The organism is Paenibacillus sp. AN1007 (genome assembly GCF_040702995.1).
Lineage (GTDB): Bacteria > Bacillota > Bacilli > Paenibacillales > Paenibacillaceae > Paenibacillus.
Window position 1 is genome coordinate 6,060,811 of sequence record NZ_CP159992.1, and the last position, 25,486, is coordinate 6,086,296.

23 protein-coding genes and 2 pseudogenes are annotated in these 25,486 nt (G+C 47.2%); 18 read left to right on the forward strand and 7 right to left on the reverse strand.

The annotated features are described in order from the left end of the window. Positions 1-136 precede the first annotated feature (136 nt). Positions 137-691 carry an NAD(P)H-dependent oxidoreductase gene (locus ABXS70_RS27175; protein ID WP_366292369.1) on the reverse strand — a complete coding sequence of 185 codons (555 nt, stop codon included), beginning with the start codon at positions 689-691 and terminating at the stop codon, positions 137-139. A gap of 192 nt (positions 692-883) precedes the next feature. Continuing rightward, positions 884-1,270, reverse strand: coding sequence for a helix-turn-helix domain-containing protein (locus ABXS70_RS27180; protein WP_366292372.1), 387 nt, complete (start codon positions 1,268-1,270; stop codon positions 884-886). A 113-nt stretch (positions 1,271-1,383) separates the two neighbouring features. Here ABXS70_RS27180 and ABXS70_RS27185 point away from each other — a divergent pair, with 113 nt between their 5' ends. Then, positions 1,384-2,565: an MFS transporter gene (locus ABXS70_RS27185; RefSeq protein ID WP_366292375.1), complete on the forward strand. Its 1,182-nt coding sequence runs from the start codon at positions 1,384-1,386 to the stop codon at positions 2,563-2,565. 132 nt (positions 2,566-2,697) lie between these two features. Here the strand turns inward: ABXS70_RS27185 and ABXS70_RS27190 are convergent, their stop codons facing one another. After that, on the reverse strand, positions 2,698-3,513 hold the full coding sequence (locus ABXS70_RS27190; protein WP_366292378.1) for a 4'-phosphopantetheinyl transferase superfamily protein: 816 nt from the start codon (positions 3,511-3,513) through the stop codon (positions 2,698-2,700). A 79-nt stretch (positions 3,514-3,592) separates the two neighbouring features. Further along, positions 3,593-4,465, reverse strand: a complete 873-nt coding sequence (locus ABXS70_RS27195) for an arylamine N-acetyltransferase (protein ID WP_366292381.1) — start codon at positions 4,463-4,465, stop codon at positions 3,593-3,595. Positions 4,466-4,756: 291 nt separating this feature from the next. On the opposite strand from ABXS70_RS27195, the gene greA reads away from it, so the two are divergent. The 3 genes and pseudogenes from greA to rlmN all read left to right on the forward strand — a co-directional run bounded on the left by greA (position 4,757) and on the right by rlmN (position 8,157). Beyond that, positions 4,757-5,233 carry a transcription elongation factor GreA gene (gene greA, locus ABXS70_RS27200; RefSeq protein WP_342553405.1) on the forward strand — a complete coding sequence of 159 codons (477 nt, stop codon included), beginning with the start codon at positions 4,757-4,759 and terminating at the stop codon, positions 5,231-5,233. Positions 5,234-5,524: 291 nt separating this feature from the next. Continuing rightward, positions 5,525-6,881: pseudogene (locus ABXS70_RS27205) on the forward strand (sodium-dependent transporter). Between the two features lie 154 nt (positions 6,882-7,035). After that, complete coding sequence (gene rlmN, locus ABXS70_RS27210; RefSeq protein WP_366292384.1) at positions 7,036-8,157, forward strand: 23S rRNA (adenine(2503)-C(2))-methyltransferase RlmN; 1,122 nt, start codon at positions 7,036-7,038, stop codon at positions 8,155-8,157. 278 nt (positions 8,158-8,435) lie between these two features. Here the strand turns inward: rlmN and ABXS70_RS27215 are convergent, their stop codons facing one another. Beyond that, complete coding sequence (locus ABXS70_RS27215; RefSeq protein ID WP_366292387.1) at positions 8,436-8,876, reverse strand: GNAT family N-acetyltransferase; 441 nt, start codon at positions 8,874-8,876, stop codon at positions 8,436-8,438. Between the two features lie 167 nt (positions 8,877-9,043). On the opposite strand from ABXS70_RS27215, the gene ABXS70_RS27220 reads away from it, so the two are divergent. The 5 genes from ABXS70_RS27220 (at position 9,044) to ABXS70_RS27240 (ending at position 14,049) form a co-directional block, all read left to right on the forward strand. Further along, positions 9,044-9,484 carry a MarR family transcriptional regulator gene (locus ABXS70_RS27220; RefSeq protein WP_366296791.1) on the forward strand — a complete coding sequence of 147 codons (441 nt, stop codon included), beginning with the start codon at positions 9,044-9,046 and terminating at the stop codon, positions 9,482-9,484. 82 nt (positions 9,485-9,566) lie between these two features. Next, positions 9,567-10,679 (forward strand): glycosyl hydrolase, encoded by a 1,113-nt coding sequence (locus tag ABXS70_RS27225; protein ID WP_366292390.1) that lies wholly within the window; start codon positions 9,567-9,569, stop codon positions 10,677-10,679. Between the two features lie 147 nt (positions 10,680-10,826). After that, a complete protein-coding gene (locus ABXS70_RS27230) occupies positions 10,827-11,702 on the forward strand; it encodes a diguanylate cyclase (protein WP_366292393.1) in 876 nt (291 codons plus the stop codon). A 154-nt stretch (positions 11,703-11,856) separates the two neighbouring features. Further along, positions 11,857-13,152: a glycosyltransferase gene (locus ABXS70_RS27235; RefSeq protein WP_366292396.1), complete on the forward strand. Its 1,296-nt coding sequence runs from the start codon at positions 11,857-11,859 to the stop codon at positions 13,150-13,152. Between the two features lie 162 nt (positions 13,153-13,314). Next, positions 13,315-14,049, forward strand: coding sequence for a class I SAM-dependent methyltransferase (locus ABXS70_RS27240; RefSeq protein ID WP_366296793.1), 735 nt, complete (start codon positions 13,315-13,317; stop codon positions 14,047-14,049). A gap of 154 nt (positions 14,050-14,203) precedes the next feature. Here ABXS70_RS27240 and ABXS70_RS27245 read toward each other — a convergent pair whose 3' ends face one another. Further along, positions 14,204-14,989: an ABC transporter ATP-binding protein gene (locus tag ABXS70_RS27245; RefSeq protein WP_366292399.1), complete on the reverse strand. Its 786-nt coding sequence runs from the start codon at positions 14,987-14,989 to the stop codon at positions 14,204-14,206. 430 nt (positions 14,990-15,419) lie between these two features. Between ABXS70_RS27245 and ABXS70_RS27250 the strand changes: the two genes are divergently transcribed. The 9 genes and pseudogenes from ABXS70_RS27250 to ABXS70_RS27290 form a co-directional block, all read left to right on the forward strand. Then, a complete protein-coding gene (locus tag ABXS70_RS27250; protein ID WP_342556476.1) occupies positions 15,420-16,325 on the forward strand; it encodes an ABC transporter permease subunit in 906 nt (301 codons plus the stop codon). A gap of 36 nt (positions 16,326-16,361) precedes the next feature. Next, the gene (locus tag ABXS70_RS27255) at positions 16,362-17,213 is read left to right on the forward strand and encodes a carbohydrate ABC transporter permease (protein ID WP_366292402.1); all 852 of its coding nucleotides are present in this window, start codon (positions 16,362-16,364) and stop codon (positions 17,211-17,213) included. A 130-nt stretch (positions 17,214-17,343) separates the two neighbouring features. Further along, the gene (locus ABXS70_RS27260; protein WP_342553396.1) at positions 17,344-18,939 is read left to right on the forward strand and encodes an extracellular solute-binding protein; all 1,596 of its coding nucleotides are present in this window, start codon (positions 17,344-17,346) and stop codon (positions 18,937-18,939) included. 37 nt (positions 18,940-18,976) lie between these two features. After that, positions 18,977-19,573: a LacI family DNA-binding transcriptional regulator gene (locus ABXS70_RS27265; protein ID WP_366292405.1), complete on the forward strand. Its 597-nt coding sequence runs from the start codon at positions 18,977-18,979 to the stop codon at positions 19,571-19,573. Then, complete coding sequence (locus ABXS70_RS27270; RefSeq protein ID WP_366292408.1) at positions 19,518-19,946, forward strand: substrate-binding domain-containing protein; 429 nt, start codon at positions 19,518-19,520, stop codon at positions 19,944-19,946. Before ABXS70_RS27265 ends, ABXS70_RS27270 begins: the two co-directional genes overlap by 56 nt. 104 nt (positions 19,947-20,050) lie before the next feature. Beyond that, positions 20,051-21,163: a glycoside hydrolase family 88 protein gene (locus ABXS70_RS27275; protein WP_342553394.1), complete on the forward strand. Its 1,113-nt coding sequence runs from the start codon at positions 20,051-20,053 to the stop codon at positions 21,161-21,163. Continuing rightward, positions 21,160-22,263, forward strand: coding sequence for a pectinesterase family protein (locus ABXS70_RS27280; RefSeq protein WP_342553393.1), 1,104 nt, complete (start codon positions 21,160-21,162; stop codon positions 22,261-22,263). The genes ABXS70_RS27275 and ABXS70_RS27280 overlap by 4 nt, the downstream gene beginning before the upstream one ends. Before the next feature lie 687 nt (positions 22,264-22,950). Next, a complete protein-coding gene (locus ABXS70_RS27285) occupies positions 22,951-24,285 on the forward strand; it encodes a helix-turn-helix transcriptional regulator (protein WP_342553392.1) in 1,335 nt (444 codons plus the stop codon). A gap of 107 nt (positions 24,286-24,392) precedes the next feature. Next, a pseudogene (locus ABXS70_RS27290) lies at positions 24,393-24,455 on the forward strand (hypothetical protein); the annotation flags it as partial. Between the two features lie 78 nt (positions 24,456-24,533). Here the strand turns inward: ABXS70_RS27290 and ABXS70_RS27295 are convergent. Then, positions 24,534-25,382: an aldo/keto reductase gene (locus ABXS70_RS27295; protein WP_342553391.1), complete on the reverse strand. Its 849-nt coding sequence runs from the start codon at positions 25,380-25,382 to the stop codon at positions 24,534-24,536. Between the last annotated feature and the right edge of the window lie 104 nt (positions 25,383-25,486).

Consider the following 25,486-nt stretch of genomic DNA (forward strand, 5'->3'; position numbering starts at 1 on the left):
CACAAAAAAACCTACAAGATGACTTTTTTAAGTGTCCATCTTGTAGGGGCTATTTTATAGACCTGAGCAGCCCTCTTTGAGTTGTTCGGCTTGCTGGGTGGTTATTACCGTGGAGAAAGCTGGACTAAAAAGGACATCAAGAGCCGAATTGTTGAACTTCGGTTTGCTCCGCAGGAGCGTTTATATATAGGAGATACTGTGATCGGCTATGCTCCAACTGCTCATCGGTTACATGGGATACATCATGAAGTGAATATGGAGGTAGGTAATCTGCGCCAACATAACGTGCCAGTGCCTCCAGAGGCCGTAACAGCTCTTCAATTGTGAAGCGGTTGGTTCCGGCTGACTGATATGATTCAGCTGTACCAAAAGTCGATACGGCTGCGCCTATCTGTTTTCCTTGCAGCTTGCCTCCGTCAGGCCCATAGGCAAATCCAGGCTGAAGCACGGTATCAAACCACTGCTTCAGAAGTGGCGGGCTGCTATACCAATACATTGGGAATTGGAAGATGATGCGTTCATGCTGCTCCAGCAGCAACTGTTCATGTCTTTCATGGATCGTTCCTGTGGGATACTGACGGTATAAGTCGTGCACGGTAATATGATCATGCTGCTGTAATTCTTGTACCCAAGCCTGATTGATCCGTGATGAGGCCAGATCGGGATGAGCCGCAATAATCAACGTTTTCATAGTTATCTCTCCATTCTGCGGAAGGTGTGTTTTGCCCTTACATCATAGTCAATTTACTTTATAAAAGTAAGTACTCACTTTTTAGTTCAATACTTACAAAGTAGTAAGTAAGCTGAAAAAGGCAGCCCCGCATGTTCATCATGCACAAGGCTGCCTTTTTGGATGTACGCTTACGGAGAGACTAGGGAGGGTCTAGCTATCCGCCGATAAAGGAACGGAGATTTGAACAGGGGACTCCTGAGGGAGCTCTGTTGCGAACTGACTGCCCCACTGCTGTAATAGACGGATGGCTGGCGTTAATTGTTCACCCAGCTCCGTTAAAGCATATTCTACTTTGGGCGGCACGACAGGATAGACCTTGCGGTTAATAATTCCTGCCTGTTCGAGCTCACGAAGTTGTTCAGCAAGCATCTTGTGGTTAATCCCGTCAATGAGCTTCTTCAATTCCCCGTATCGCTTTGTGCCATCCATTAATTTGCATATAATTGTTGTTTTCCATTTTCCAGAGAAGAGAGAGACTGAAAGCTCGATTGGACACTGATACTGCTTGCCATTGAATTCATATTGAACAGCAGACATTCTCTAACGACACTTCCCTTCCGGTAAGTTTTGCACGAAAAAGTGTGTACTTATCTTTTGTAAGTATATTTTGTATGATTAGCGTTGTAAATAGGGATTATGGAGGTGGAAAGATGCGCAGATCGTTATTGGTTTATTTGGTTTCTCTGGCAGCGTTTTTTGGTCCATTCACACAAACCCTCTACTCGCCGTTGCTGCCAGAATTAGCGAAGAAGCTTCAAACCTCTCAAGACGCGGTTAACTTATCAATTGCTATCTATCCGATATTTTTTGCTTGTATGCAGCTCGTTTACGGTCCGTTACTGGATCGATATGGAAGGCGTAAAATGTTGTTGATCGGATTTATGTTTTATGTATGTGCCACGATTGGCGCAGCGATGTCTGATACGGTCACGCAATTAATTATATTTCGGGCGCTGCAGGCTATGGGAGTTGCCGTGGGTTCGGTAGCAGCTATTACCATCATCGGAGATTTGTTTGAAGGGCAAAAACGGGGACGATCTATGGGGATCTATCAAATGTTGGTGGCACTTGGGCCCGGTCTGGGGCCAGTCGTAGGTGGCATTGTAGGACAACATTACGGCGTGGATCATTTATTTTGGCTTCTGTTTGCAGTGAGTTTATTGTTTTGGCTCATTTTATTTTTGGGTTTGCCAGAGACGTGGACGCCCCATGTTAATGGGGGACAATTTCGGCTTCAGCAGATGACCGCGGTACTAACTCACCGCATCGGACTGGCGATTGTTGTGCTAGGTTCTGTACAGTACGCAGTCTTCTATACGTTACTTGTGCTGCTTCCGAATATTTTGATCGACGGATATGACTTGACGCCAAGCAGCATCGGGTGGCTGTTTTTGCCTATATCGGTCTGCATCGTCATCGGAAGCATGATTGGCGGACGTCTGCAGGAGTATGTCGAAGCCAAAAGGTTGCTGTTGTTGTTAGCGGTATATAATATGATGTCCATACTGTTGTTCGTAATGACAGCGTCACTGTCGATTTCCACACTGGCAATAAGTTTGGCCATATTTGGTTTGACTCTTGGATTATCGCTCCCCGTCCAGATCACGATATTGGCTGATGAAATGCCGAATCATCGAGCAAGTGCAACGGGAGTCTATAACTTTTTCCGATATGTCTGGATGACAATTGGGCCAATAGCAGGCACGTTTTTTTATCGCTTTGGATACAAGATTGAATTTTTAGTTTTCGTTCTCATTTTTGTCGCTGTCCTTTTCTTTATGTGTTCTCGGTTCTTTGGGAGAACTAAAGGGTCGCGTTCTATGGGAGCTTAACGGTTCCCTTTGAAACAGAAGGACGAGTAGTGAATAAGACTACACCGCCCGCGCGTCCAATACGTTACTTGCAGCGTTTCTTGGGGGAGGCCCGGTACTTTGCTTCAACCCCACCGGGCTAACATAAACATATCATCTCCCAGCGTTAGCGTCTTCCACCAGCTTGGTATACATCTGATCCAACGTCACAACTTCCGGTCTCATTGGCAGTTCACCATCGGCGGTGCAGGCAGCCAGCATATGCTTTGTATCCAGAGGCTGGCTGTAGAAACGATGGGGCATGACGCGTATGTATTTATCACCTTCTGCATCGCTGCTCAGCTGCTCCCCTTTTTGCTGTAGCTTTCCTGTTAACTCTGCGTGCCCAGTTTGCGTGCAGCGCCAACAGAGATCATCAACCTGTTGCCCTTGTACCCACTGGCTTGGGAGAATAGCAAAAGAATCCAGCGGCAGCGACAGACCTGTGCCTATAGCTTTAATGTAACTTTCTTTTAGCGTCCACAGGCGATAAAAGGTATTTAACTGTTGATCGACAGGCTGTGCTGCCAGATACGTATTCTCTTGTGGCGAGAAGAAACGCTCTGCGATCTGCAGATCGATCGGACTTATTTTTTCCACATCTACACCAAGTTCATCTGTCCCTCCGGAGATTAGAGCAACCCAGTCCCCAGAGTGAGAGACATTAAATGGCCTGTCAGGGTATTGAGCGAGGCAAGGTTTACCATAGATGCTGCGGGAAAAGGAAAGCTTGTCTGCCCCTATTCCCGTTATTTCGCTTAAAGTTACACGGGTCAGCACTTCACCCAGCACGGACCGATAGGCATCCGCTTGATGTATAAAACGAGAAGCTTGTGCACGCCGCTCCTCAGAGACGGATGACAGAAAAAGATCCCAGTATACTTCGGGTATCACAGAGGGTACTTGCAGTACTTGTATAGTTATCATCATTTATCACCTGATGCTGTATTCGGCACGGATGACAGGCTTTCCTCTATATTTAGCCTTATCTCGCGTTTTCCCCAGTGGATCAAGCTGGTTGTGTTTTCTTCCATTCTTCATGCGCAATTTGTATTTGATCCCACATCTCCCTACGTTCTTTTTCCGTATAATTCACCAACGGTTCAAAGAAAAGCTTGGTTAGTATGTCTTTCCACTCATTGTAGGTTTGAATTTCCGTCTTGCTAATGCCTTCGATTCCGTGCGTGCGAAGCATGCATCCACGCAGCTCATAGCTGTGTCCTCGATCTCTCTGACGGAGCAAAAATGTGTTATGCCAAGGCGAATCGGCAGATTGACTGTAGAATTCATGTTTGGGAATAAACTCATCCAAACTGATGAGCTCCTCGGGATCGAAGTCCACTCCCTTACTGGGCCCGTTAAGCTCGTATTCAAGCCTCCATCCACCGGAAACAACGGAAGAAGGCATTAAAGTATAAGTAAACGGCGCGGATCCATAGGTTCCGTAACGGAGAGGGATCGGTTCAAAAGGCATGCCGCCCAGACCGACATCTACAATCCAACGTTCCACATTCGGTTCCTCATCTGGCAAAGAGACGGACAGACCGAGATGGAACGAGTTTACACGCGGCTGTTCTCCGTGCGGCTGAACACCTGCGCGGTGCCAATGTACTTTATATCCAAGGGAATGAAGTAAAACACTGAATGCGCCATTCAAATGGAAACAGTAACCGCTTCGTCCTTGTAGAATAAGCTGCACGGATTCTTGCAGATCGATGCCCACAGGTCTACCTGCAAAAATATCGACCGTTTGCCAAGATAAATGGTGGATATGTGCCTGCTGCATTTCGGCAAGGAATTCTAAAGTCGGTTTCTTGATCGTATCCAAGCCTATCCGTTTCAGATAAGCGTTTATTTCAGCTGGAGTCAATGTAACATTCATCTCGATCACCTCAAGTTATATGATGGGCTGCAGGTCATTGTATTGAACGCTGCTGCCCTGAATTCATTGTATAAGTGAACATCTGAAATGCACACATGTGTTTGCTCTAATTGTACCGGTACAATTCAATTGACCGTAAAGTATAGGGATTACAGGGTATGCACATCATATTCCCGGTGTGGAGTTATTTCGATGTATGGGAGTTTGGTTTCTTTTTCCGGGGTATGTTAACCGTTTGGAGTGGAAATAGGTTAGAATAGAGATAGATAGCAGGATTAGGAGATGGAAAACATGGCTAATGATGAAGTGATTTTGACACAGGAAGGCTTGGAAAAGCTGGAGGAAGAACTGAAGGAACTGAAAACGGTAAAGCGCAAGGAACTGGCAGAACGACTGAAGCTTGCGATCAGTTACGGGGACCTGAAGGAGAACAGCGAGTATCATTCAGCCAAAGATGATCAGGCATTTATGGAGACCCGTATTCTGATTCTGGAGAAAATGCTGACGAAAGCAAGAGTCATCAGCTCAGACAATATCGATTCTAACCAGGTAAGCATCGGCTCAACGGTACTGCTGAACGACCTTGAATTTGCTGAGAAGATTGAATATCAGCTGGTCGGTCCTGCAGAAGCGGATGTATCCAACAATAAAATTTCGTACGAGAGCCCACTGGGCAAAGAGCTGATGGGTAAAGAAGTAGGCAGTGTTATCCATGTGAATGCTCCCATGGGTGTCATCAAATATGAACTGCTTGAGATCAAAGTCTAGACAACCTGGAGACAGAGCATAACGCAGCTTCGGGTGAGTGAAAGCGAACGCTTTGACCAGTGCAGCAGAAATCTTTAGATGAAAGAGATGCACCAGAGGCCTTGGAATTGGCTGTCTGAGGCGTCTCTTTTTTGTTTTTAACGGGATGGATGGTTAAGCTCCATAGAATTGTCCCATACTGGAATCAGCCCCCAATATGGTGATTTTTCGACAAATTTTTATTTTTGAATGACCTGACAAGCGGAGTAGTATATAATTACGGGAAAACTTTAAAGTGATGGAGTAGATACAATGAATTTGAGTAAGTCTGAACTGGACCCTAACAACGGCAGCAAAGGGGAGCGCTTCTCGCGTGCCGGTTTCATTCTGGCAGCGATCGGGAGCTCCGTGGGTCTCGGTAACATGTGGAAATTCCCGTATATCACGGGTGAAAATGGAGGAGCGGCATTTTTCCTGCTCTTTATTGTCTGTTTATTGCTGATCGGTCTGCCGGTCCTCCTTGCTGAGCTGGCTATCGGACGCAGTGGACGGGGGAGTGCAGCAACTGCGTTTATCAAAGCAGGCGGGCATAAAGGCTGGCTGGCAGCGGGTTTGCCTGCAGGTATTAACACCGTTTATCATTCTGTCCTTCTACGTCATCATCGCGGGTTGGACATTGCAGTATGCTGTAACTTCATTCAGCGGCACGTTGTTTAACAATTCGGATTATGCCGGACAGTTCAATACATTTGTAGGCGGTTATATGCCGATTGTATGGCAGTTGGCTGCCGTCCTGATTACAGGCTGGATTGTAGCGAAGGGTATATCCAACGGGATCGAGAAGTTTAACAAAATTCTGATTCCAGCCATGCTGGTTTTGCTGATTATCCTGATGATTCGAGCAGTTACACTGCCGGGCTCAGGTGCCGGGGTATCCTTTTTCCTGAATCCGGACTTCTCCCAGCTGACAACGGAGTCGGCGCTGGTTGCGCTTGGACATGCCTTCTTCTCCCTGTCGCTTGGTATGGGTATTCTCGTGACCTACGGATCGTATGTAGATAAAAGCCAATCTCTCGGTGCAGCAACAGTAGCTGTTGGTGCGGGTGACCTGCTCTATGCCTTTATCGCAGGTCTGATCATTTTTCCGACGACCTTCTCATTTGGCATTGCGCCTGACCAAGGCCCTTCTCTGATCTTCATTGCGCTGCCTGCAGCATTCTCGGCAATGCCGCTGGGATTCCTGTTTGCCGGGTTGTTCTTTGTTTTGCTGGCCATTGCAGCGCTGACTTCAGCGGTATCACTGCTCGAGGTTCCCGTAAAATATTTCATGGAACGTCTCTCCTGGAGCCGTAACCGTGCTGTATGGGTCATTTCTCTGGCTGTATTCATCGTGGGGCTTCCTTCCGTGCTGTCGCTCGGATTGTTCCCCGAATGGAAAATTGGATCGAAGAATGTATTCGACTGGCTGGACTTCGCGGCGTCCAATATTATGCTGCCTGTAGGCGGATTGTTAGTGACCATTTTCGCGGGATATTTCTGGAAGACAGCGGCTGAAGCATCCGGTCTGACATCTGGCTGGTTCCGCATCTGGCTGTTCATGCTGCGATATATTGCACCGATTCTGGTTCTGCTTGTGCTGCTGCATACATCAGGCATTATTCACTTCTAAGGGCTGCTGCGCAGATTTACCAAGCGTAAAACCTCTTGGAAGAAATGCAAAAGCCCTTGTGTTCCCCTGTTAATTTTGGGACAATACAGAGTAGAGGTTTTTTGGGTAAGACGACCGATGAGCCATATGCTTTTTGCGAAAAGAGGTTTATACCATGATTAAATCATCCATATATGGATTAACATTAGAGCAATTACGTGATTGGCTGCCCGAGCATGGGCAGAAGAAATCTCGCGCTTCCCGCATCTGGGAATGGTTATACCAGGAGCGGGCACACAATTTTGACGGTATGTCCGATGTCCGTCAGGAGTGCCTGGATGTACTCGCTGAGCATTTCACGATGAATTCACTGAGTGAACATGTGAAGCAGGAATCAGCAGACGGCACGGTGAAATTCCTGCTCCGTTTGCAGGACGGCAATCTGATCGAGACAGTGCTCATGCGGCAAAAGTACGGCTTGACCGTCTGTGTTACTACCCAGGTCGGATGTAATATCGGCTGCAGCTTCTGCGCGAGTGGTCTGATTAAGAAAAGCCGTGACCTCTCCGCAGGAGAGATTGTGGAGCAAATTATGCACGTACAGCGTCATCTGGATGCAGCGGGACAAGGGGAGCGCGTCACCAACGTCGTTGTGATGGGGATTGGTGAACCGTTTGACAACTTCGAGCATATGAGCAGCTTTATCGAAGTGGTTAAGGATCGCAAAGGGCTGGCTCTTGCGGCGAAACGTATCACAGTGTCCACAAGCGGGTTACCGGATAAAATTAAGGAATTTGCAGACAGCAGTCTACAGGTAAACCTTGCGATCTCGCTGCATGCACCGAATAATGAGCTGCGCACCCAGATCATGAAAATCAACCGGGCGTTCCCAATCGAACAATTGATGGATGCGGTGGATTATTATCTGGAGAAAACAAACAAACGTATCATGTTTGAATACATTCTGCTTCGTGATGTGAACGATCAGCGCGAACACGCTGCGGAACTGGCTGCACTGTTATCAAGCCGGAAGAGCATGGTGAGTGTTAATCTGATTCCATACAACCCGGTGGATGAGCACAGTCAATATCAGCGGAGTACGGAAGAGTCCATCTTGGGCTTCTACGATACGTTGAAAAAGAATAATATTAACTCCACGGTACGTATGGAGCATGGTACAGATATTGATGCTGCTTGCGGACAGCTGCGGAGCAAGCAGATGAAAAACAATGCAGAAGCAAAGACAGATGGCAAAGCAGCTGCAAAAGCAGATACAAGCCGTCTGGCTATGGGCTAAAGCTAAGCGGGTACCAAATTACCCTTTCATGAAACAAGAAGCAGGAAGCTCGTATCGGAGGCGAAGCACTACATATGATGCGGTGCATAAAGCCGATTGCACATGCACAGTGCTTCAACGTGAAGTAACGCTGCCCTTGTTATTTAATGTCTATGTATACAACAAACGCCTTGATCCAATCACTAATGAAGTGAGGATCGAGGCGTTTTTTTAAGACAGCAGGGTAACTTCTTCATTTCTTAAATCGTGAGCTGATTCGTAATGAGAGTATTTGCAGCCTAATTCAGCTTTTTTGTCATCAATAGATGGGGAATGCCATCTTCCATAAATACATCAGAAGCTGGAGCGTAGCCCAGACGTTCATAGAAGCCGGAGGCCTGAACCTGTGCGTGCAGCTTGGCTTTCTCCAGCCCATCTGCTGCTGCCATCTCCTCCAGCTTGATAATTAACTTCCGGCCCAGGCCATGTTTGCGGTAGTCCAACATTACGCAGATTCGTTCAAGCTTCGCCACCTGCTCCACAATGCGCAGTCTGGAGGAAGCGGCAGGCACTCCGTCTACATACAGCAGGATGTGGCGTGCTTCTGTTCCTAACGCATCATATGCATCAAATTCATCGGCAGCAGGCACACCCTGTTCTTCGACAAAAATGGCGGTGCGAATGGCAAAGCATGCATCAAGAAGCTCTTGGGTGTTTGCCTGAACAATCGTTATTTCCATAAATATTTCTCCTCTGCATAATCGTAATGTAATAGGGTAATAGAACTGAACGTGATAAACTAAGTGTAGTTATAACATTATTTATGTTGCGAATGCAACAATTTTATAGGGGAGTGGGCTCTGTGAATGAATCAAACGATCCGAGAGAAGTGCTGCGAGAGATTGGCATGATCGCCCGCTGTCTGGATTCCATCAGCAACGTTGAGTTTCAGCAATTCAATTTGTCTCGTGGACAGTATTTATATTTATACCGCATCTGCGAGAATCCCGGTATTATCCCTAACCAGCTGGCCGAACTGCTCAAGGTTGATCGTACAACGGCAGCCAGAGCAATCAGCAAACTGGAATCAGACGGCTTTATTGTAAAAAAGTCCGCATTGGGTAATAAAAAGAATAAGGTTCTTTATCCAACCGAGGCAGGGCTTGAAGCTTGGGAATTCATTCGCAGAGAAGGAGTGCATTCAGATCAGGTTACGCTGCATGGCATGTCAGAGGAAGAGATACATACAGCGATCCGTCTGCTGCGGAAGATGAGGCATAATATTGAGGTGGATTGGAAATTTGTTAAAAAGGGCGGACGCCGCTCATACATGGATAACCTTGATTAAGCGCACACTTGGGATGAGACCTTCTGTCTTACACAGAGAGGGGCAGGCCGCTTCGTCGTATATTCCGATCAGGAGGAATGGTGTGAAGTTTATTTTTCATAACAAGCGTTCAGTGTTCGTACTGCTTCTTGCTGCCGCATCTTTGCTGATAGTACTGCTGTGGAGGGAGCGATTCGTCATGGAGAAGGTATCGCCTACGGCCGTTTTTATTGAAGAACATATGACAAATCCGAATGGTACTCTTGCCACCTATCTGCAGGATGCAGCATCCGAAAGGGCAGAAATCGCGGCAGGCCGAGAAGCGTTGTCGGAATCGCTTGGACTGTGGATGCAGTATGCTTTGGCGAGTGATAACGAGCCTTTGTTCGAGCAGGCATTCAAGCAGCTCCAGGCATATTACGTGATCCGGCCGGATTTATATATTGCTTGGAAACTTGATCCTCAGGGGGATGCTCATGTCACGACGAATGCGCTGGGGGACGACCTGCGAATTGTGGGAGCGCTGCTGCAGGCAGCTGACAAGTGGGAGCAGGGCAGAGCAGACAGACTGGCGGCAGCATCGGCGCTTTCTCGTACGTTGACGAAGAGAACCGAGCAGAAGGGGTATATGGTCGATTTTTATGATTTTAAAATAGGTCATGCTGCGGATACACTCAGTTTGGTCTATGTAGACATAGCCGCACTGCAGGCGATGAGAGATCATCAGATGCTGGAGCCGGATGCCTATATGCGCTATGAAAGTGTACTGCATAAAATGCCTGACGATGGATTATTCTATCCGAAGAGCATCAACGTAAGCACCCTGTCTTACGCTTATGATGACAAGGTGAGTTTGATTGATCAGCTTATTGTAGCGAATCATGTGATGGAGACGGGAAACAAACCCGACAAGCTTATCGCTTTTCTAAAAAAAGAATATGACACCCGGGGCAGGCTCCCCGGACAGTATGATCGAAAAGCACGCACACCTGCCGTTAATTACGAATCGGCGTCAGTGTATGGCTTGGCCATCCTGCTCGCTGTTCGCACAGATGATCCGGCTTGGGCCAAACAATTGTACAAACATATGCTTACCTTCCGGGGGCAGGATGCACGGTACCCGGGCGGTTATGTGTTCGATGGAAACACTCATCTGTTCGACAATCTGTTTCCGCTGCTTGGAGAAACAAAATTGTATAATTTTCTCAAAAAGTAAATTTATAATTATATAATCACTGATAATATGGTTATATATTAGTAGATGATATTGTCACTTTTTGTAGAAGTTTCTGAGTTTATCGTTTTAATTAAAAGATATATGGGCACCGAGTGAACCTGATATTCGATGCAGCGAAGGAGGCCTATGAAAAATAAAGCACCTACTCATCGTCTTGCCTGGGGATATGCCGTCTTGATCAGCCTTGCCATCGTGCAGCAGCTCCTCGTGTATCTTCACTTGTACATGAACCAGAGTTATACCAGCCTTAATGCCGCGCTCAGCATTGCATCGCTTGGGGCACTCGCTTTAGGCCTTTTGCTTCCTGTTGGTGTATCCGTCGTGCTGGTATTTGTATACCTGGTCATCTATTTTGTTTGGCTGGTGACATTCGCGGATCCCAATGTGCTTGTGTTTTCCTGGTGGCTGCTGATTCCGGCGAATGTCATCGTCGCTGCATTCATCAAGAGAAGACTTGTGCGAAGTGCAAGGGTAATTGAACGTCTTGAGCAGATGAAAAATCAAAATCCTGAGATTGATCTGGATACCACCCTGGGCAATAAAGATGCATTACACGATACATTAATCAAGCAGAGCAATCTCGCCCGTCGTTATTCAGATTGTTACGGTTTCAGTATCGCGATGTTCAAGATCGAATTTCTACCACTTGTGCAGGAGTCCCTTGGTTCGGTGCGGTATGCACAATTCCTGCTTGAGATCTCACAGACCATTCAGAAGCAGATTCGATACGAGGATCACAAATTTTTCGTAGATCGTGGTCGCTTCGTTATTTTATGTCCCATGGTGAATGTGGAATACCTGCCGATGCTTACCCGCCGGATCAAACAAAGTGTAATGGATCTCGAGGTGCTGGACAAACGGGGAAATGAACTGCAGACCGTTATTAAATCCGGTGCACTGGTATTCCATAAGGAGCAGTTCAGCAAGTATGAAAATCTGGATGCTGTGCTGGCTGCGCTTGAGCGAAATACAGAGACGGACCTCATTGGGGAATATATCTAACAGGAAGGAGCGATGCGAATGGATTACATGTCCTGGTTTATCCCGATTTGTATTGCTGTCAGCTGTATTTTTGCGGTATTTACAATCGGGTTAACGATAGCAACGCTTCGTTTTCGCTCCAGGGTGATCCGGAGATATGATCGGAGGAAAACGGGTGGCTGATATCATTCTGATCTTATCGATATTTAGTATCTGGATTGCGGTATTTGAATCCATCGTCATTATGGCTGGAGCCATTCGATTTATTCGCAAGCAGGAAAAGAGAGGCATTCAGATCCCGGACAATATGGAGCAATACCCAACCGTAACTGTCATGGTACCCGCTCATAACGAAGGTCTGGTTATTGTAGCAACGGTAGAGCATATTTTGCGTCTCAACTACCCGGAAGATAAGGTGCAGGTAATTGTCATTGCGGATAATTGTACGGATGATACTGCAGATCGGCTGCAGTCGTTCCTAAGTCAGACCAGTTATATGCATCGCAAAGTCACGGTTCTCGAGCGTAAAGGCACCGGCGGCAAATCCGGTGCACTGAACGATGGGCTGGAACTGGCGACGGGCGAATGGATCTGCATATTCGATGCAGATGCTGCACCGGAGCGGAATTCATTGATGTTTCTCGCGCAAAAATCGCTGGAAAACCCGGAGCAGTATGGTGTCGTGTTTGGTCGTAACAAAGCACGTAACCGGGGGCAGAACTTTCTCTCCAAATGTATTAATCTCGAAATTATTACATCGCAGCGTGTTTACCACACGGGGCTGTGGGAGCTGTTCAAGCTGGGAACGATTCCAGGTACCAATTATATCATCAAGACAAGTCTCATTCGTGAGATCGGCGGCTGGGATGTCACTGCCATTACGGAAGATACCGCCCTCTCATTTGAGATCATGAACCGGGGACAGCTGGTTGCACTTGCGCCGCAGGCAGAAGCATATCAGCAGGAGCCGGAGCAGCTGCGCGTCTACATGAAGCAGCGTGAACGCTGGGCTAAAGGGAACTACCAGGTTGTTCTGGATAACATTCATAACCTGTTTAATCGTTCCAGTTGGCGCAACAAACTGCTCGTTCTCTACTATGCCGTGAGCTACTTCTGGTTTATGCTGGCCATTATCGTGTCAGACATTATTTTTGTCGTGAACCTCGTATATCAGGTCATCGCTATGTTCAAACCGGAAGTAAGTTCTCCGTTCCAGTTCGCAGGAGATGCTTACGTTTATCTCGTGATTGGGTGGGCACTGATGTACTTCATCTATGTGCTGCAGATTAATCTGGCGCTCGCTGCCGATATCGGGCAGAGCAACACCCGCAATTTTATCTATTCATGCGTATCGTATTTCACGTACGCGCAGCTCTTCATTCTGATCTCGATTCGGGCATTCTACAATCTGCTGATGGACAAGATCCGCAAACGGGAGAGCAAATGGTACAAGACCGAACGCTTTGGATAGACGATGAGAGACTGTTTACAGACGGAATCTGTGAGCAGTCTTTTTGTTATGGCAGGAGTCGTTTATGTCTGGTATACTTTCACAGATTCCAGACAGGAGAGAATCCCTAAATGGTTAAATGATGGATGTGCAGCTCATGAACGAATGGAGGACGATACAGATATGGGTGAAAGAGGTTCGGATTTCTATGACAATGATGCTGTATTTCAGACGTATATGGAACGCAGGCAGGGGCAGGACAATGCCAATGATACACTGGAGAAGCCGGTTATGCTGGAGTTGATTGGCGATGCTGCGGGTAAGAATATTCTGGATCTTGGCTGTGGGGACGCAGGGTTTGCAGCTGAACTGTTGGGGAAACAGCATAAAGGTTTATCCTACACAGGAATTGAAGGATCGACCAATATGGTTCAGGCTGCCCGCAAATCAGTTCAGGGATTAAATGCCCGGATTGAGCAGTCTTATCTGGAGGAGTGGACGTATCCTGCGGACACATACGACTTGGCCATCTCAAGATTAGCAATTCATTACGTTAAGGATGTGGATCACCTGTTTCGCAGTGTATACGGTGCTTTGAAAACGAACGGTTCCTTTATATTCTCGGTAGAACACCCGGTCATTACATCCACGCTGCAGCCTTCTGGAATACGGACGAACTGGATTGTGGATCAGTATTTCGTCGAAGGTTTCCGCGAGCAGGAGTGGCTTGGGGGTTCGGTCAAAAAAATGCACCGATCCATTGAATCCTATTACACAGCACTGCAGCAGGCCGGGTTTCGTGTGGAGCAGCTGCGTGAGTCGGCACCGCAGCGTGCTTTTTTCACGGATGAAGAGACGTATCTGCGAAGACAGCGTATTCCGCTCTTTCTGTTTCTGTCCGCACGTAAACTGAAGTGAGTAAGTTATACTCAATTTAGGGAAAGTTCTGCACAGAAAACAGTGGATAACACAACATATAGGAGTGAAAAGCCCAAAAACTATCCACATGTGGATAAGATTTTGGGCTTTGCTTATGATTTATCCCTGATGCTGTGAATCTATTCTGATGCATCTAACCTTCAGCTGCAGCTGCTCGAACATAGACTCGCTCACCATGCTGCTCCACCTCTACCGGGGCTTCAAAGAAATCACTTAATACACTCTTAGTCATCAGATCAGAGGTTAATCCGCTGCCGAACACTTCTCCCCGGCGGAGCAGCAGGCTGTGCCGGAAGACAGGCAGTATTTCCTCTGTATGATGTGTGACATAGATCAGGGAAGGCGTATCAGCTTGAGCTGTGAGTTCACTTATGCTGTCCAGCAGACGCTCTCTGGAGAATAGATCAAGCCCATTACAGGGCTCGTCGAGAATGAGCAGCTGCGGATTTGCCATCAAGGCGCGGGCAATAAGAAGTTTTTGCTTCTCTCCTTGGGAGCAGGTGCGGTATTCGCGATCCCACAGATGCTGGCAGCCCAGTGTGTGCATCCAGTGCCTGGCCTGCTCCAGATCTTCATCTGCCAACTTGTCATACAGGCCAATGGTGGCATGTTTGCCGCTGATTACGACATACTGCGTGCGGTCGGAAGCATGCAGTTTCTCCTGCAGAGAGGAGCTCACCCAGCCGATCGACTTTCGAAGCTCGCGCAGGTCCACACTGCCATATTCATGACCAAGTACCGAGATGCTGCCTTCGGTTGGCCACAGGTAACCTGTAATCATATTGAGAAGCGTTGTTTTGCCGGAGCCGTTCAGGCCAAGCAGCGCCCAGTGTTCGCCTTTGTTTACACGCCAGCTGACATCATGCAGCAGCGTGAGCGGCCCTCTTTTCCAAGTAACATGCTGTACATCAATGATCATTCCAAACGTCCTCTCTTCCATATCGCTGTTTGAGTTACACGTGAGCCTGCTTCAATATCTTTATTGTAGGCACAGATTCCGAGCAGATTCAATGTTGAATTGGGACGTAAGGGCAGGCCTCTAATATTTGTTGTTGCCAAACAGTGAAGACTTTGCTAAGATGGGAAAAAGTTTATGTAAGCGTATACATTTAAATTAAAATTACAACGTTGTAATTACGATGTAAACACGGACTGAGAAGGTGTGATTGAAACTCAAAAGATACTTTGCTCAACAATTCTCGCATATATATACTTGTATAATAGAGGTTAATACAGAGTTGTATGTGCATCAATATTAGACCATGTCGGCAGAACAGAAATCTATTTTATCAAAAAATTCAAACGTTGTAATTATGAAGCGAAGGGGAGTGGTTACGTTGAAAAAACGCATGTCTACGCTGCTGGGTCTCATCCGGCGGGATAAGTATCTGCTGCTGATGTTCTCACCAATCTTTCTGTATTATCTCATCTTCATGTATCTGCCCATGCCGGGTGTACTTCTTGCCTTTCGTAACTTTATACCAGGTCAAGGCATGTTCAGTGGCGAATGGGTGGGGCTGCGCTGGTTTGAGCAGTTTGTGAACTCGATCTACTTCTGGCGGCTGCTGCGCAACACCTTTTTACTGGCTTTTCTTCCGCTTTTGTTCGGTTTCTCCATCCCCATCCTATTTGCAGTCTGCATCGTAGAGATTAAGAACCGAACCTTTAAACGCTTCGCGCAAACGGTTACGTACCTTCCTCACTTTATCTCCACCGTTGTGGTGGCCGGCATCATTATCAACTTCCTGTCACCAACAGACGGTATTGTAAACACCCTGATCGCAAGTCTCGGTATGGAAAAAGTAAACTTCATGATGGATGCCAGCTGGTTCCGCACCATCTTCACCAGTTCTGACATCTGGCAGAGCTTTGGCTTCAGCTCCATCATCTATATCGCAGCCATTATGGGGATTGACCCCGAGATGTATGACTCCGGCAAAATCGACGGCGTGAACAAATTTCAGGAGCTGTGGCATCTTACACTACCCAGTATCAAACCAACCATTGTCATTCTGCTGCTGCTGTCGCTTGGCGGCATTATGAGCGTAGGCTTCGAGAAAGTATACCTGCTCTACAACGGGGCCACCTATGAAACGGCAGATGTGCTGTCTACCTATGTATACCGGATGGGGATCGAGGGTCAGAATTATGGCTTCGCCACAGCAATCGGACTATTTAACTCCATTATTACCTTTGTGCTTGTTTTTGCAGCCAATACGATGACTCGCCGCCTTACCAAAATGTCACTCTGGTAAGACGCCTAATGAACCAAGAGAGAAAGGAGAACCTGTATGCAAAAATCGAGAAGTGACCGATTATTCTATGTCTTCGTCTATCTACTGACGATTCTGGCGGTTGTAGTCACCTTGTATCCGTTCCTGTACGTTGTCAGCATTTCCTTCAGTTCGGTGGATGCCATCGATAAACAGAAAGTGGTGCTCTGGCCTGTAGGATTCACCTTGTCAGGGTACCAGATGGTCCTGCAGTACAAGGAGTTGTGGGTTTCCTTTTATAACACCATCTGGTATACCGTTGTGGGTACGCTGCTGAACATTGTGGCCACCTGCCTTGCCGCGTTCCCCTTGTCGAGACAGCAGTTTTTCCTGCGGCGCAAACTGAACTTTTTCATCGCTTTCACCATGTATTTCTCAGGTGGCCTCATTCCGGTCTACATGCTGATTACATCACTGGGGCTGTACAATACCCGCTGGGTGATGGTGCTGCCAGTGCTGGTGATTACGTTTAACGTGATGATCTGCCGCTCGGCTTTTGAAGGCATTCCGAATGAAATTTTTGAAAGCGCCAGCATTGATGGAGCCAATGAGATGACGATGCTGTATCGTCTCGCTGTTCCGATTATCAAGCCAACACTGGCGGTGCTGACGCTGTACTATGCCGTATTCCACTGGAACAACTTCTTCTCGGCCCTGCTGTATTTGGGCAAACAGGATATGCAGACCCCTCCAGATGTTCCTGCGAAGGGTACTGATCATGGCTTCGCCGGAGGTTATGCAGAAGATGGGTGGTACGATGACATCCGGCGCACTGGCGGTTTCAACGCTGCAGGTTCGTTATGTATCTATTGTGGTCAGCATTCTGCCAATTGTGATGATCTACCCGTTTATCCAGCGGTACTTCGTTAAGGGCATTACCCTCGGAGCCGTGAAAGGATAGATTTTGCTGCTGGGCTTTTCTGTCAGAATGAAGTGGAAAACAGGGTTGTTCAAGGATCAAGGGAGTTCAAAAAGGATTCATACCAAGGAGGAATGATGGATGAGATTCAAAGGGGCAGGAAGAAAAAGTGTCATTGCAGCGATACTTGCGATCAGTTTGGCGGGCTGCAGCGGGGGGACAGGGGCAGGAACCGATGCGGGGAAAACACCTGAGAGTACAGAAAAAGCCTTCAATTATACCGGCGCCGGGCCGGTAACAGATCAACCGGATGCGAAGCTGTCTATCCTGGCAACGAACGCATGGACAACCAACGTAGACTTGTCTACCGCAGCCATCGTCAAGAAAATCGAGAGCAATGCAGGTGTGAAGGTAGATTGGGATCTGATCCCTCCTCAGAACTACGCAGATGCTGTGAACCCAAGACTGGCAGCGGGTACGGGGCTTCCGGATATCGTGTACCTGCCGGATCAGGACCAATTAATGAAATACATTAACAGCGGTCTGTTCATGCCGATTAATGATCTGGTAGACAAATACGGAGTCAATCTCAAAAAAATATATGAAAAGTCTCCATCGGTTAAAGCCAGTTTAACGACGCCAGATGGTAAAATGTATTATATTCCGCAGCAGACGCTGACCCGAAACTACATGCCCGTATTCATGGTTAATGAGCGCTGGCTGAAAAAACTGGGATTAAGCGAACCGACCACACTGGATGAGTTCACAGCGATGCTGCGCAAATTCAAAACAGACGACCCGAACGGCAACGGCAAAGCAGATGAAATTCCATTGTCTATGGAATCCAAGTTTGTACCGATGGCCTTTGGCCCAGCCTTTGGACTTGATCTGTCTAACAATTTCTATGCCGATGATCAAGGCAAAGTGCACTTCAGTTATTATGAGCCAGCTTACAAGGAATATCTGACATACTTGAATGGTCTGTATAAGGAAGGTCTGCTTGGAGTGGACTATGCGAGCACGACGAGTGACCAGGTTACCTCACGGATCTCCCAGGATGTAACTGGAGCAACGTTTAACTTCAGCTGGTATATGTCGATGGTGTACAGCCCGCTGTTCAAGGATTACAAGCCGGAAGAGTCTATTATCAAAGGCATTCTGCCATTAAAAGGACCGCACGGAGACCAGTTCTACATCGGACGTACACCGGTTAGCGGCATCTTCGGCATCAGTAAGGACAGCAAAAATCCGGAACTTGCTTTCCGCTTCCTGGATTATGCCGTCAGTGATGAAGCACAGACGTATTACACTTGGGGGATCAAGGATGATACCTATACAGAAGAGAACGGTGTAAAGAAATTCACGGATAAAGGTAAAGACAATGAATATATCCAGAAGCTCGGAATTGGTCCGGTCAATCTGCCCAATATCCAATCCACAGATTCGGCAGATTCCATCGTTGCACCATGGCATGCGAAGCTGGACAAAGAGTTAGAAAAATATGTGCGTGAGCCGTTCCCGTTTGTGTACGCGCTTCCGGATGAAGCAAGCGTTGAAAGCATGTCGATGCCTGACATCACCACCTATGTGGAAGAGATGAACTTCAAGTTTATTAGCGGTGACGCAAGTCTGGATCAGTTCGACAGTTATATCGAGACTCTGAAGAGCATGAATGTTGAACAAGTGATTGCAGGCAGACAGGCTCAATATGATCGCTATAAAGCTGCACAGAAATAGAAACAGGTTTCAGGCATATGAGAGGTGTTGATTCCATTTGATTACCATTAAAGATATAGCCAAACTGGCGGGGGTGAGCTACAGCACAGTATCGAAGGCACTGAATGACGATCCCCGAATTAAACCGGCAACCAAGCAGAAGGTGCTTGCGGTAGCGGAAAAACACCAATACCGGAAAAACATGCTGGCCCGGCAGCTCTCTACCGGCAGGAGCAATATCATTGGTTTTGTGCTGGATGAGCTGAGCAATCCATTGTTCTCCAACATATCAGGCAGCCTGCATACCGAGCTGAAGAAGCGAGGATATCAGATGATTCTGGTTGCAGCCGATGACGGGGTGGATGTGTTCAGCCAGCTGCGGGTGGATGGTTGTATTCTGTGGGACTATGCACTCGACAACCGGGATGCATTTTGGAAAAAATTCGCAACGCTGAACATGCCATGTTTCGTACTCGGTACAGATGAAGCCCCGAATTCGCCTTACATCAAGATTGATCGTAAGGAGGGCCTGTTCAAAGCAGTGGAGCATCTGAAATCATTCGGTCACAGCCGCATCGGATTCATCGGCAACTCACAGCATGTCAAGCTGGAAGGGTATAGGGAAGCGCTGCGAGCGCACGGGTCTGACTTTTAATGAGGACGATGTGCTGCCAGCTTACTCTTCATGGGAAGATGGCTATTTTGCCATCCGAAATTATACGTTTGGCCCTGAGTCTCCAACGGCATTTATCGGCCTGAACAACCTCGTGACACGGGGGGCGCTTCGGGCGCTTCTCGAAGCAGGTTACAGCGTGCCGCGTGACATCTCGATCATTGGCTATGACGATCTGCCTGATATGCAGTATGCCGAAGTCGCGCTGACCACCATCGGTCCGCCGCTGGATGAACTCGCTGTTCAGGCGGCCGAGCTGATTGTATCCCTGATCCGTGACGAGCAGGTGGATGTACCGGTTGTCATCCAGCCGAAGCTGAATTTGCGTAATTCAACAGCAGTGTGCCGGCAGTAATGCCGGATTTCGTAGAAAGAATGAGCAGAATGAGAGCAGTGATTAGTAACAGATCCGATGTACGTCATTATTCGAACCAATACAAAATACTAGGAGGTACCGCGATGCAGGTACAGACACAGTTATCCTGGTCCGAGCGAATTGCAGCTTCGATTATGCAGCAGTGTAACGAGGAAGGCTTTCATGCATTTCCTTCAGGACGATGGGCATATGTGGAGGGCATGACGTTAATGGCTGTGGCACGAACAGGGGAAGAGTATAACAGGCAGGAATATATCGATTTTATGAAAAAACATATGGACCTGTATGTGCAGCCAGATGGCTCCATCGGTACTTACTCCTTGGAAGAATATAATCTGGATCAGATTAATCAAGGGAAAAACCTGTTTGCGTTACTGGAAGGTGCTGAGGATGGGCGCTACGCGGAGGCAGCTCATCTGCTTGCCGCACAGCTTGCGGGCCAGCCCCGAACGTCCGAGGGAGGATTCTGGCACAAAAAAATCTATCCATTCCAGATGTGGCTGGATGGGCTGTACATGTCTTCCCCTTTTCTCTCCCAGTATGCAAAGACGTTCCAGCGTCCGGATTTATGGGATGAGGTGGCCCATCAGATTTTGCTGATTGAACGAAAGACACGCGATCCACGTACCGGACTGCTGTATCACGGGTGGGATGAGTCGAAGGAGCAGATCTGGGCAGATTCCCAGACGGGATGTTCTCCGCACTTCTGGAGCCGAGCGATGGGCTGGTATGCGATGGCAATTGTGGACAGTGTGGAGCATTTTCCACTGAATCATCCCAAACGGGGTACGATTATTGGCATCTTTGAGCGGATGTGTAATGCATTGGTACGTATACAGGAGCAGGAGAGCGGACTCTGGTTCCAGGTGCTGGATCAAGGATTCCGCAAAGGAAACTATTTGGAAGCTTCAGGTTCAAGTATGTTTGTATATGCACTTGCAAAAGGAGTCCGCCTGCGATATCTGGAACCTCACTTTAGAGCAGCTGCAGAGAAAGGCTGGCAGGGGCTTACCTCCAGATTGGTCGAGGAGACGGCTGAAGGTGTGCGGTTAAACGGCATATGTCATGGGGCGGGACTGAGTCTGGATCGTGATGGATCATATGGTTATTATGTCAGCGAGGCAGTTGTAAGCGATTCCTTTATGGGCGTTGCCCCGCTGCTGCTGGCCGCACTGGAAATGGAGCGTTTGCCATGACGGAGCATCGCTTGCCGGAAGTACAGCTGGCAGCGGAGTTGGAAGCGGAGTCAGCGCCCTCTTATATCACTGTTGCTTCTGATGGATCGGGAGATTATTCGAGCATTCAGGCTGCAATCGATGCGCTGCCGGACAATAGTAATGGGTGTGTTGGAGTCAGTGATATGGGCAGTGGTAGCGACCGCGGCAGTCTTCCAATTCGAGTGAAGGCAGGCGTATATTATGAAAAGCTGCACATGGAGAAGCCGGGCATTCATCTGATTGGTGAAGGGGCCGAGCAGACGATCATCACCTACGATGATCATGCGCTCAAGAGATTTGCGGACGGCTCGCAGTACCATACGTTCCATTCCTACACAGCATTTATCGGAGCAGATGATTTTACAGCGGAAGGAATCTCCTTTGTGAACTCGGCCGGACCGGGCAAAGAGGTAGGGCAGGCGCTGGCCGTTTATGTGGATGGGGACCGTGCGGTGTTTCACAGCTGCCGTTTTATCGGTTATCAGGATACAATCTTTACGGGACCGCTGCCCGAGCAGCCTTTGGACCGCAGTTATTTCGGCGGGCCGCGGGACGGTGCGGAGCGGCGTAAGTTAAGACAGTATTTCGAGAATTGTTATATCGAAGGGGATATCGATTTTATTTTTGGCTCGGCTACGGTTGTGTTTAAGGGCTGCGAGATTTTTACGAAGAGCCGTCTGACGGAAGCGGAGGCCGCGGAAGGGCAGGTGAATGGCTGGATTACGGCAGCTTCTACACCAGAGGATGTTCCTTACGGGTATATATTTGTAGACTGTGATCTGACCAGCAATGCTCCTCCACAATCGGTCTATCTGGGCAGGCCATGGCGTAATCATGCCAAAGTCTGTTTCTTGAACTGCTGGCTTGGCGCGCATGTGAAACAAGAGGGCTGGCACAACTGGGACAAGTCTGAAGCGGAAGCGACGGTCCATTATGCAGAATATAAAAGTGCCGGACCCGGAGCAAAAGGTGCGGACGATCGTGTGTCATGGTCCAGAATACTGACGGACGAAGATGCAGCCGAGTATGAGTTATCCCGCGTTCTATCAGGGGATGACGGCTGGAAGCCTTTCATATAAACTGGGACTGGAAATTCACTCAGACCTGGAGCTGAACCGAAGTGTACGTAGAAGGAAGAGCCGGTGTAGAGCTTGAGTTCGAAGCCAGCATCAAGGTAGAGCTGGAGTCAGAGCAGTGCTGGAAGTAGAGGCTGGAATGAAATCTAGGGTGCTGGATTTCTTGGCGAGATCAGGCAGTGATATATTTCGGTGGGTATTGTTTACAAGGCGAGCAGAGGCTGTATCTAAATTTCGGATCGAATTTAGAGCAGCCTCTTTGGTGCTTTACTTTTTAAGAAGATTTGTGATTTGTTTCTCCAATGCTCTGTGCTCTGCCTGAAGTGTTTCAATTTCTTTTTTACCCGGACAGAATAAACATTGAACCGATGGAGATCGAAACAAGTTAGAACCGCTTCATTTTAGCTGAACCCATGCACCTCACCTCTCATTTAGAAGATATATGGAATAGAAGCGCTGGTTTAACACCAAGTTTTGCTCTCGGCTGCAGCTTGGATAAATGCCAGAGGAGCAGAATATAGCGTAGAGTACAGCTTAACAGGTAAGGTCTATTCAATTTGTTTGTTAACTTTCACTTTTGAAGATCAAATGTTAGATGATACTTTTATTATGGTCCCATGATGGATCTTAGCTGATATAGTTATAATAGGTTATTAACCTATTACTTGTATATTTGTGGAGGTGAGCATAATGGAGCGGGCAAATTCAATTCGAGAACAATTGATGCAATACATACAGGATAATCAGATAAAACATTCCCATTTCGCTCATCGCTCTGGCATCAACTCAGGAACCCTCAGTCGTATATTACAAGGTAATAAACCTATATCAATGAATCAACTCGCAGCGATTACTGCCGGAATGGGCTTACCCGAAGACTACTTTTTTAGTGATTATATCGATGAGTGCTTCTCTACTCTAATCACCATCAGGCGTATAAGACCCTTTATATTCCGCTGCGCTGATATAGATCGGATTGATTGTATCCAGCAGGTAACTAACCGTATATTAGAAGACCTTTCTTATGTTCCCGTATTATTTGATATGGCTGAAGAGTTATTTGAGGATAACAAACATGCGGCTGCTGGAATTCTCTATAGAGGTGTGAGTGAAGCAGAGAAATATCAGCATTCTGAGCGTCTTGCGCTCAGCCAATATCGGTTGTTTTTAATTAGTCTCGGAGAAGATATGGAGGAAAATGTACGTGCAGCCGCTCAGTTTGAAATATACGTGAATCGACTGGATGAAGCTGATCAGCTTGATGCGTTAAAACAACTAATGCATGTTTTTGGAATGGCTCATAAATGGGAAAAGGTTGATATATTAGCTAAAGAAATGCAGCGTATCGCAGTAATACAATATGAGATGCAGCATCGTTCTCTACGCCCCACAGAAGAAAGGAAGCGTGCTGAAAGACCGTTTTATTACTATATTTTATATGCCTATCTGTCTCAAGCTACAGCAAGTGAACATTGCGGTGATTACCAGAGAGCATTGGAATTTGTTGCATTGTATAACAGCGGGGAATGCTGGATTCGAGAGCAGGATGAGGAAGCCCGGCAGATTATTGGGCAGTTTTCGGAATGGGCGGTCGCTAATACATATCTGTATCGTTTGATGTCGGGAGAGGTAGGTGTCATCAATGAATATGCGGATTATATAGCAGGCCGTGAAGGAGAGATATTCCTTGCTTTGTGGCACATGATTCAGGCGGCGAATCAGTACCATTTCAACATAGATAAAATCTTGGAGCGGTTCGCAGAGTATATCCCTTATCAATCGGGAAAAGCTGCGTTTGGCGAGTATAAATCGACGATAGTTAAAGAGAGATATGTTCAGTTTTTAGGTGATTTGGCAGTTTACCGATTCAATGAGAATAAGGATATTCATGCTTCCACGGAGCTTATGTTAGAAGGGTTGAATTTATCCATAGCTATGGGGAGTAGTAAAATTATACATTCATGCTTGGCGTTTTTTGAGAAGATCAAAGCTCATTCAGAACTCTTTGAAGCTAAGTTGAAGTGAATCATTCTTTGGCTTTTACGGAAAGAAGAGCATTTTATATTTTCAATGATCTCATTTTGTGCCTTTAAAATTATTTTCTATAACTTGACATCAAATTCTAAAATGATTCAAGAAGGGTCATCGAACAGTCGGAGATTCTGGACAAACTCATTAACCAGTTTAATATGTAAAACCAAATTAAAAACAAAGCCGATTGATGAACAATCGACTTTGTTGACAGCGTATTATTTTGTACAGACGAATGAGAATCAGAAATCAAAGTTGTCCGGGTCTGGACCTACACGCACGTTCTCGTTCAGTGCATTGATGCGCTGCATCTCTTCCGCGGACAGCTCGAAGTCATAAATGGCCGCATTCTCAATAATCCGATGTTCCTTCGTTGATTTCGGGATGGTTACAACACCATTTTGCAGATCCCAGCGCAGGATGACTTGAGCGACAGACTTGCCTTTGGCTGCAGCGATCTCTGTGAGTACAGGATTGTCCAACAGTTCACCCTGCATGAGCGGTGACCAGGCCTCAAGCTGAATGCCATGCTGCTCACAAAAATCCTTTAACTCAACCTGTGTCAGACGTGGGTGGTATTCGACCTGGTTGACCATAGGTTTCACCTGCGCATCCTGTATCAGATCCTGCAGATGGTGGATCTGGAAGTTGCTTACGCCAATTGCGCGGATTCGGCCTGCTGCGTACAATTCCTCCATGGCTTTCCATGCCCCTTTGTATTTGCCGGCTTTGGGCCAGTGAATCAGGTACAGGTCCAGAACATCCAGTCCAAGCTTGTTCATCGTTGTATCAAATGCGGCAAGTGTCTCGGCATATCCGAGGTCCGCATTCCATACTTTGGAGGTAATAAAAAGGTCTTCGCGCTTTAATCCGTTCTCCTGCAGTGCTTCGGCAATCGCCTGGCCTACACCGGACTCGTTACCATAGATGGCAGCTGTATCAATACTGCGATAGCCGTGTTTAACCGCGCTTTTTACCGCTTCAATCAGTTCGGAACCTTCTTCAACCTTGAATACGCCCAGACCAAACCAAGGCATATGAACGCCGTTATGCAGTGTTGTAGTGGATTGCAGATGTTGTGCTGTTGTCATGAGAAATCCTCCTTAAGGTGAGTGAATATTTCCATTTAAAGTGAGATTGCCAAAATTTCATGATACAAAATCAAATCATAGTAGATCAAATTGCATCCAGCGTA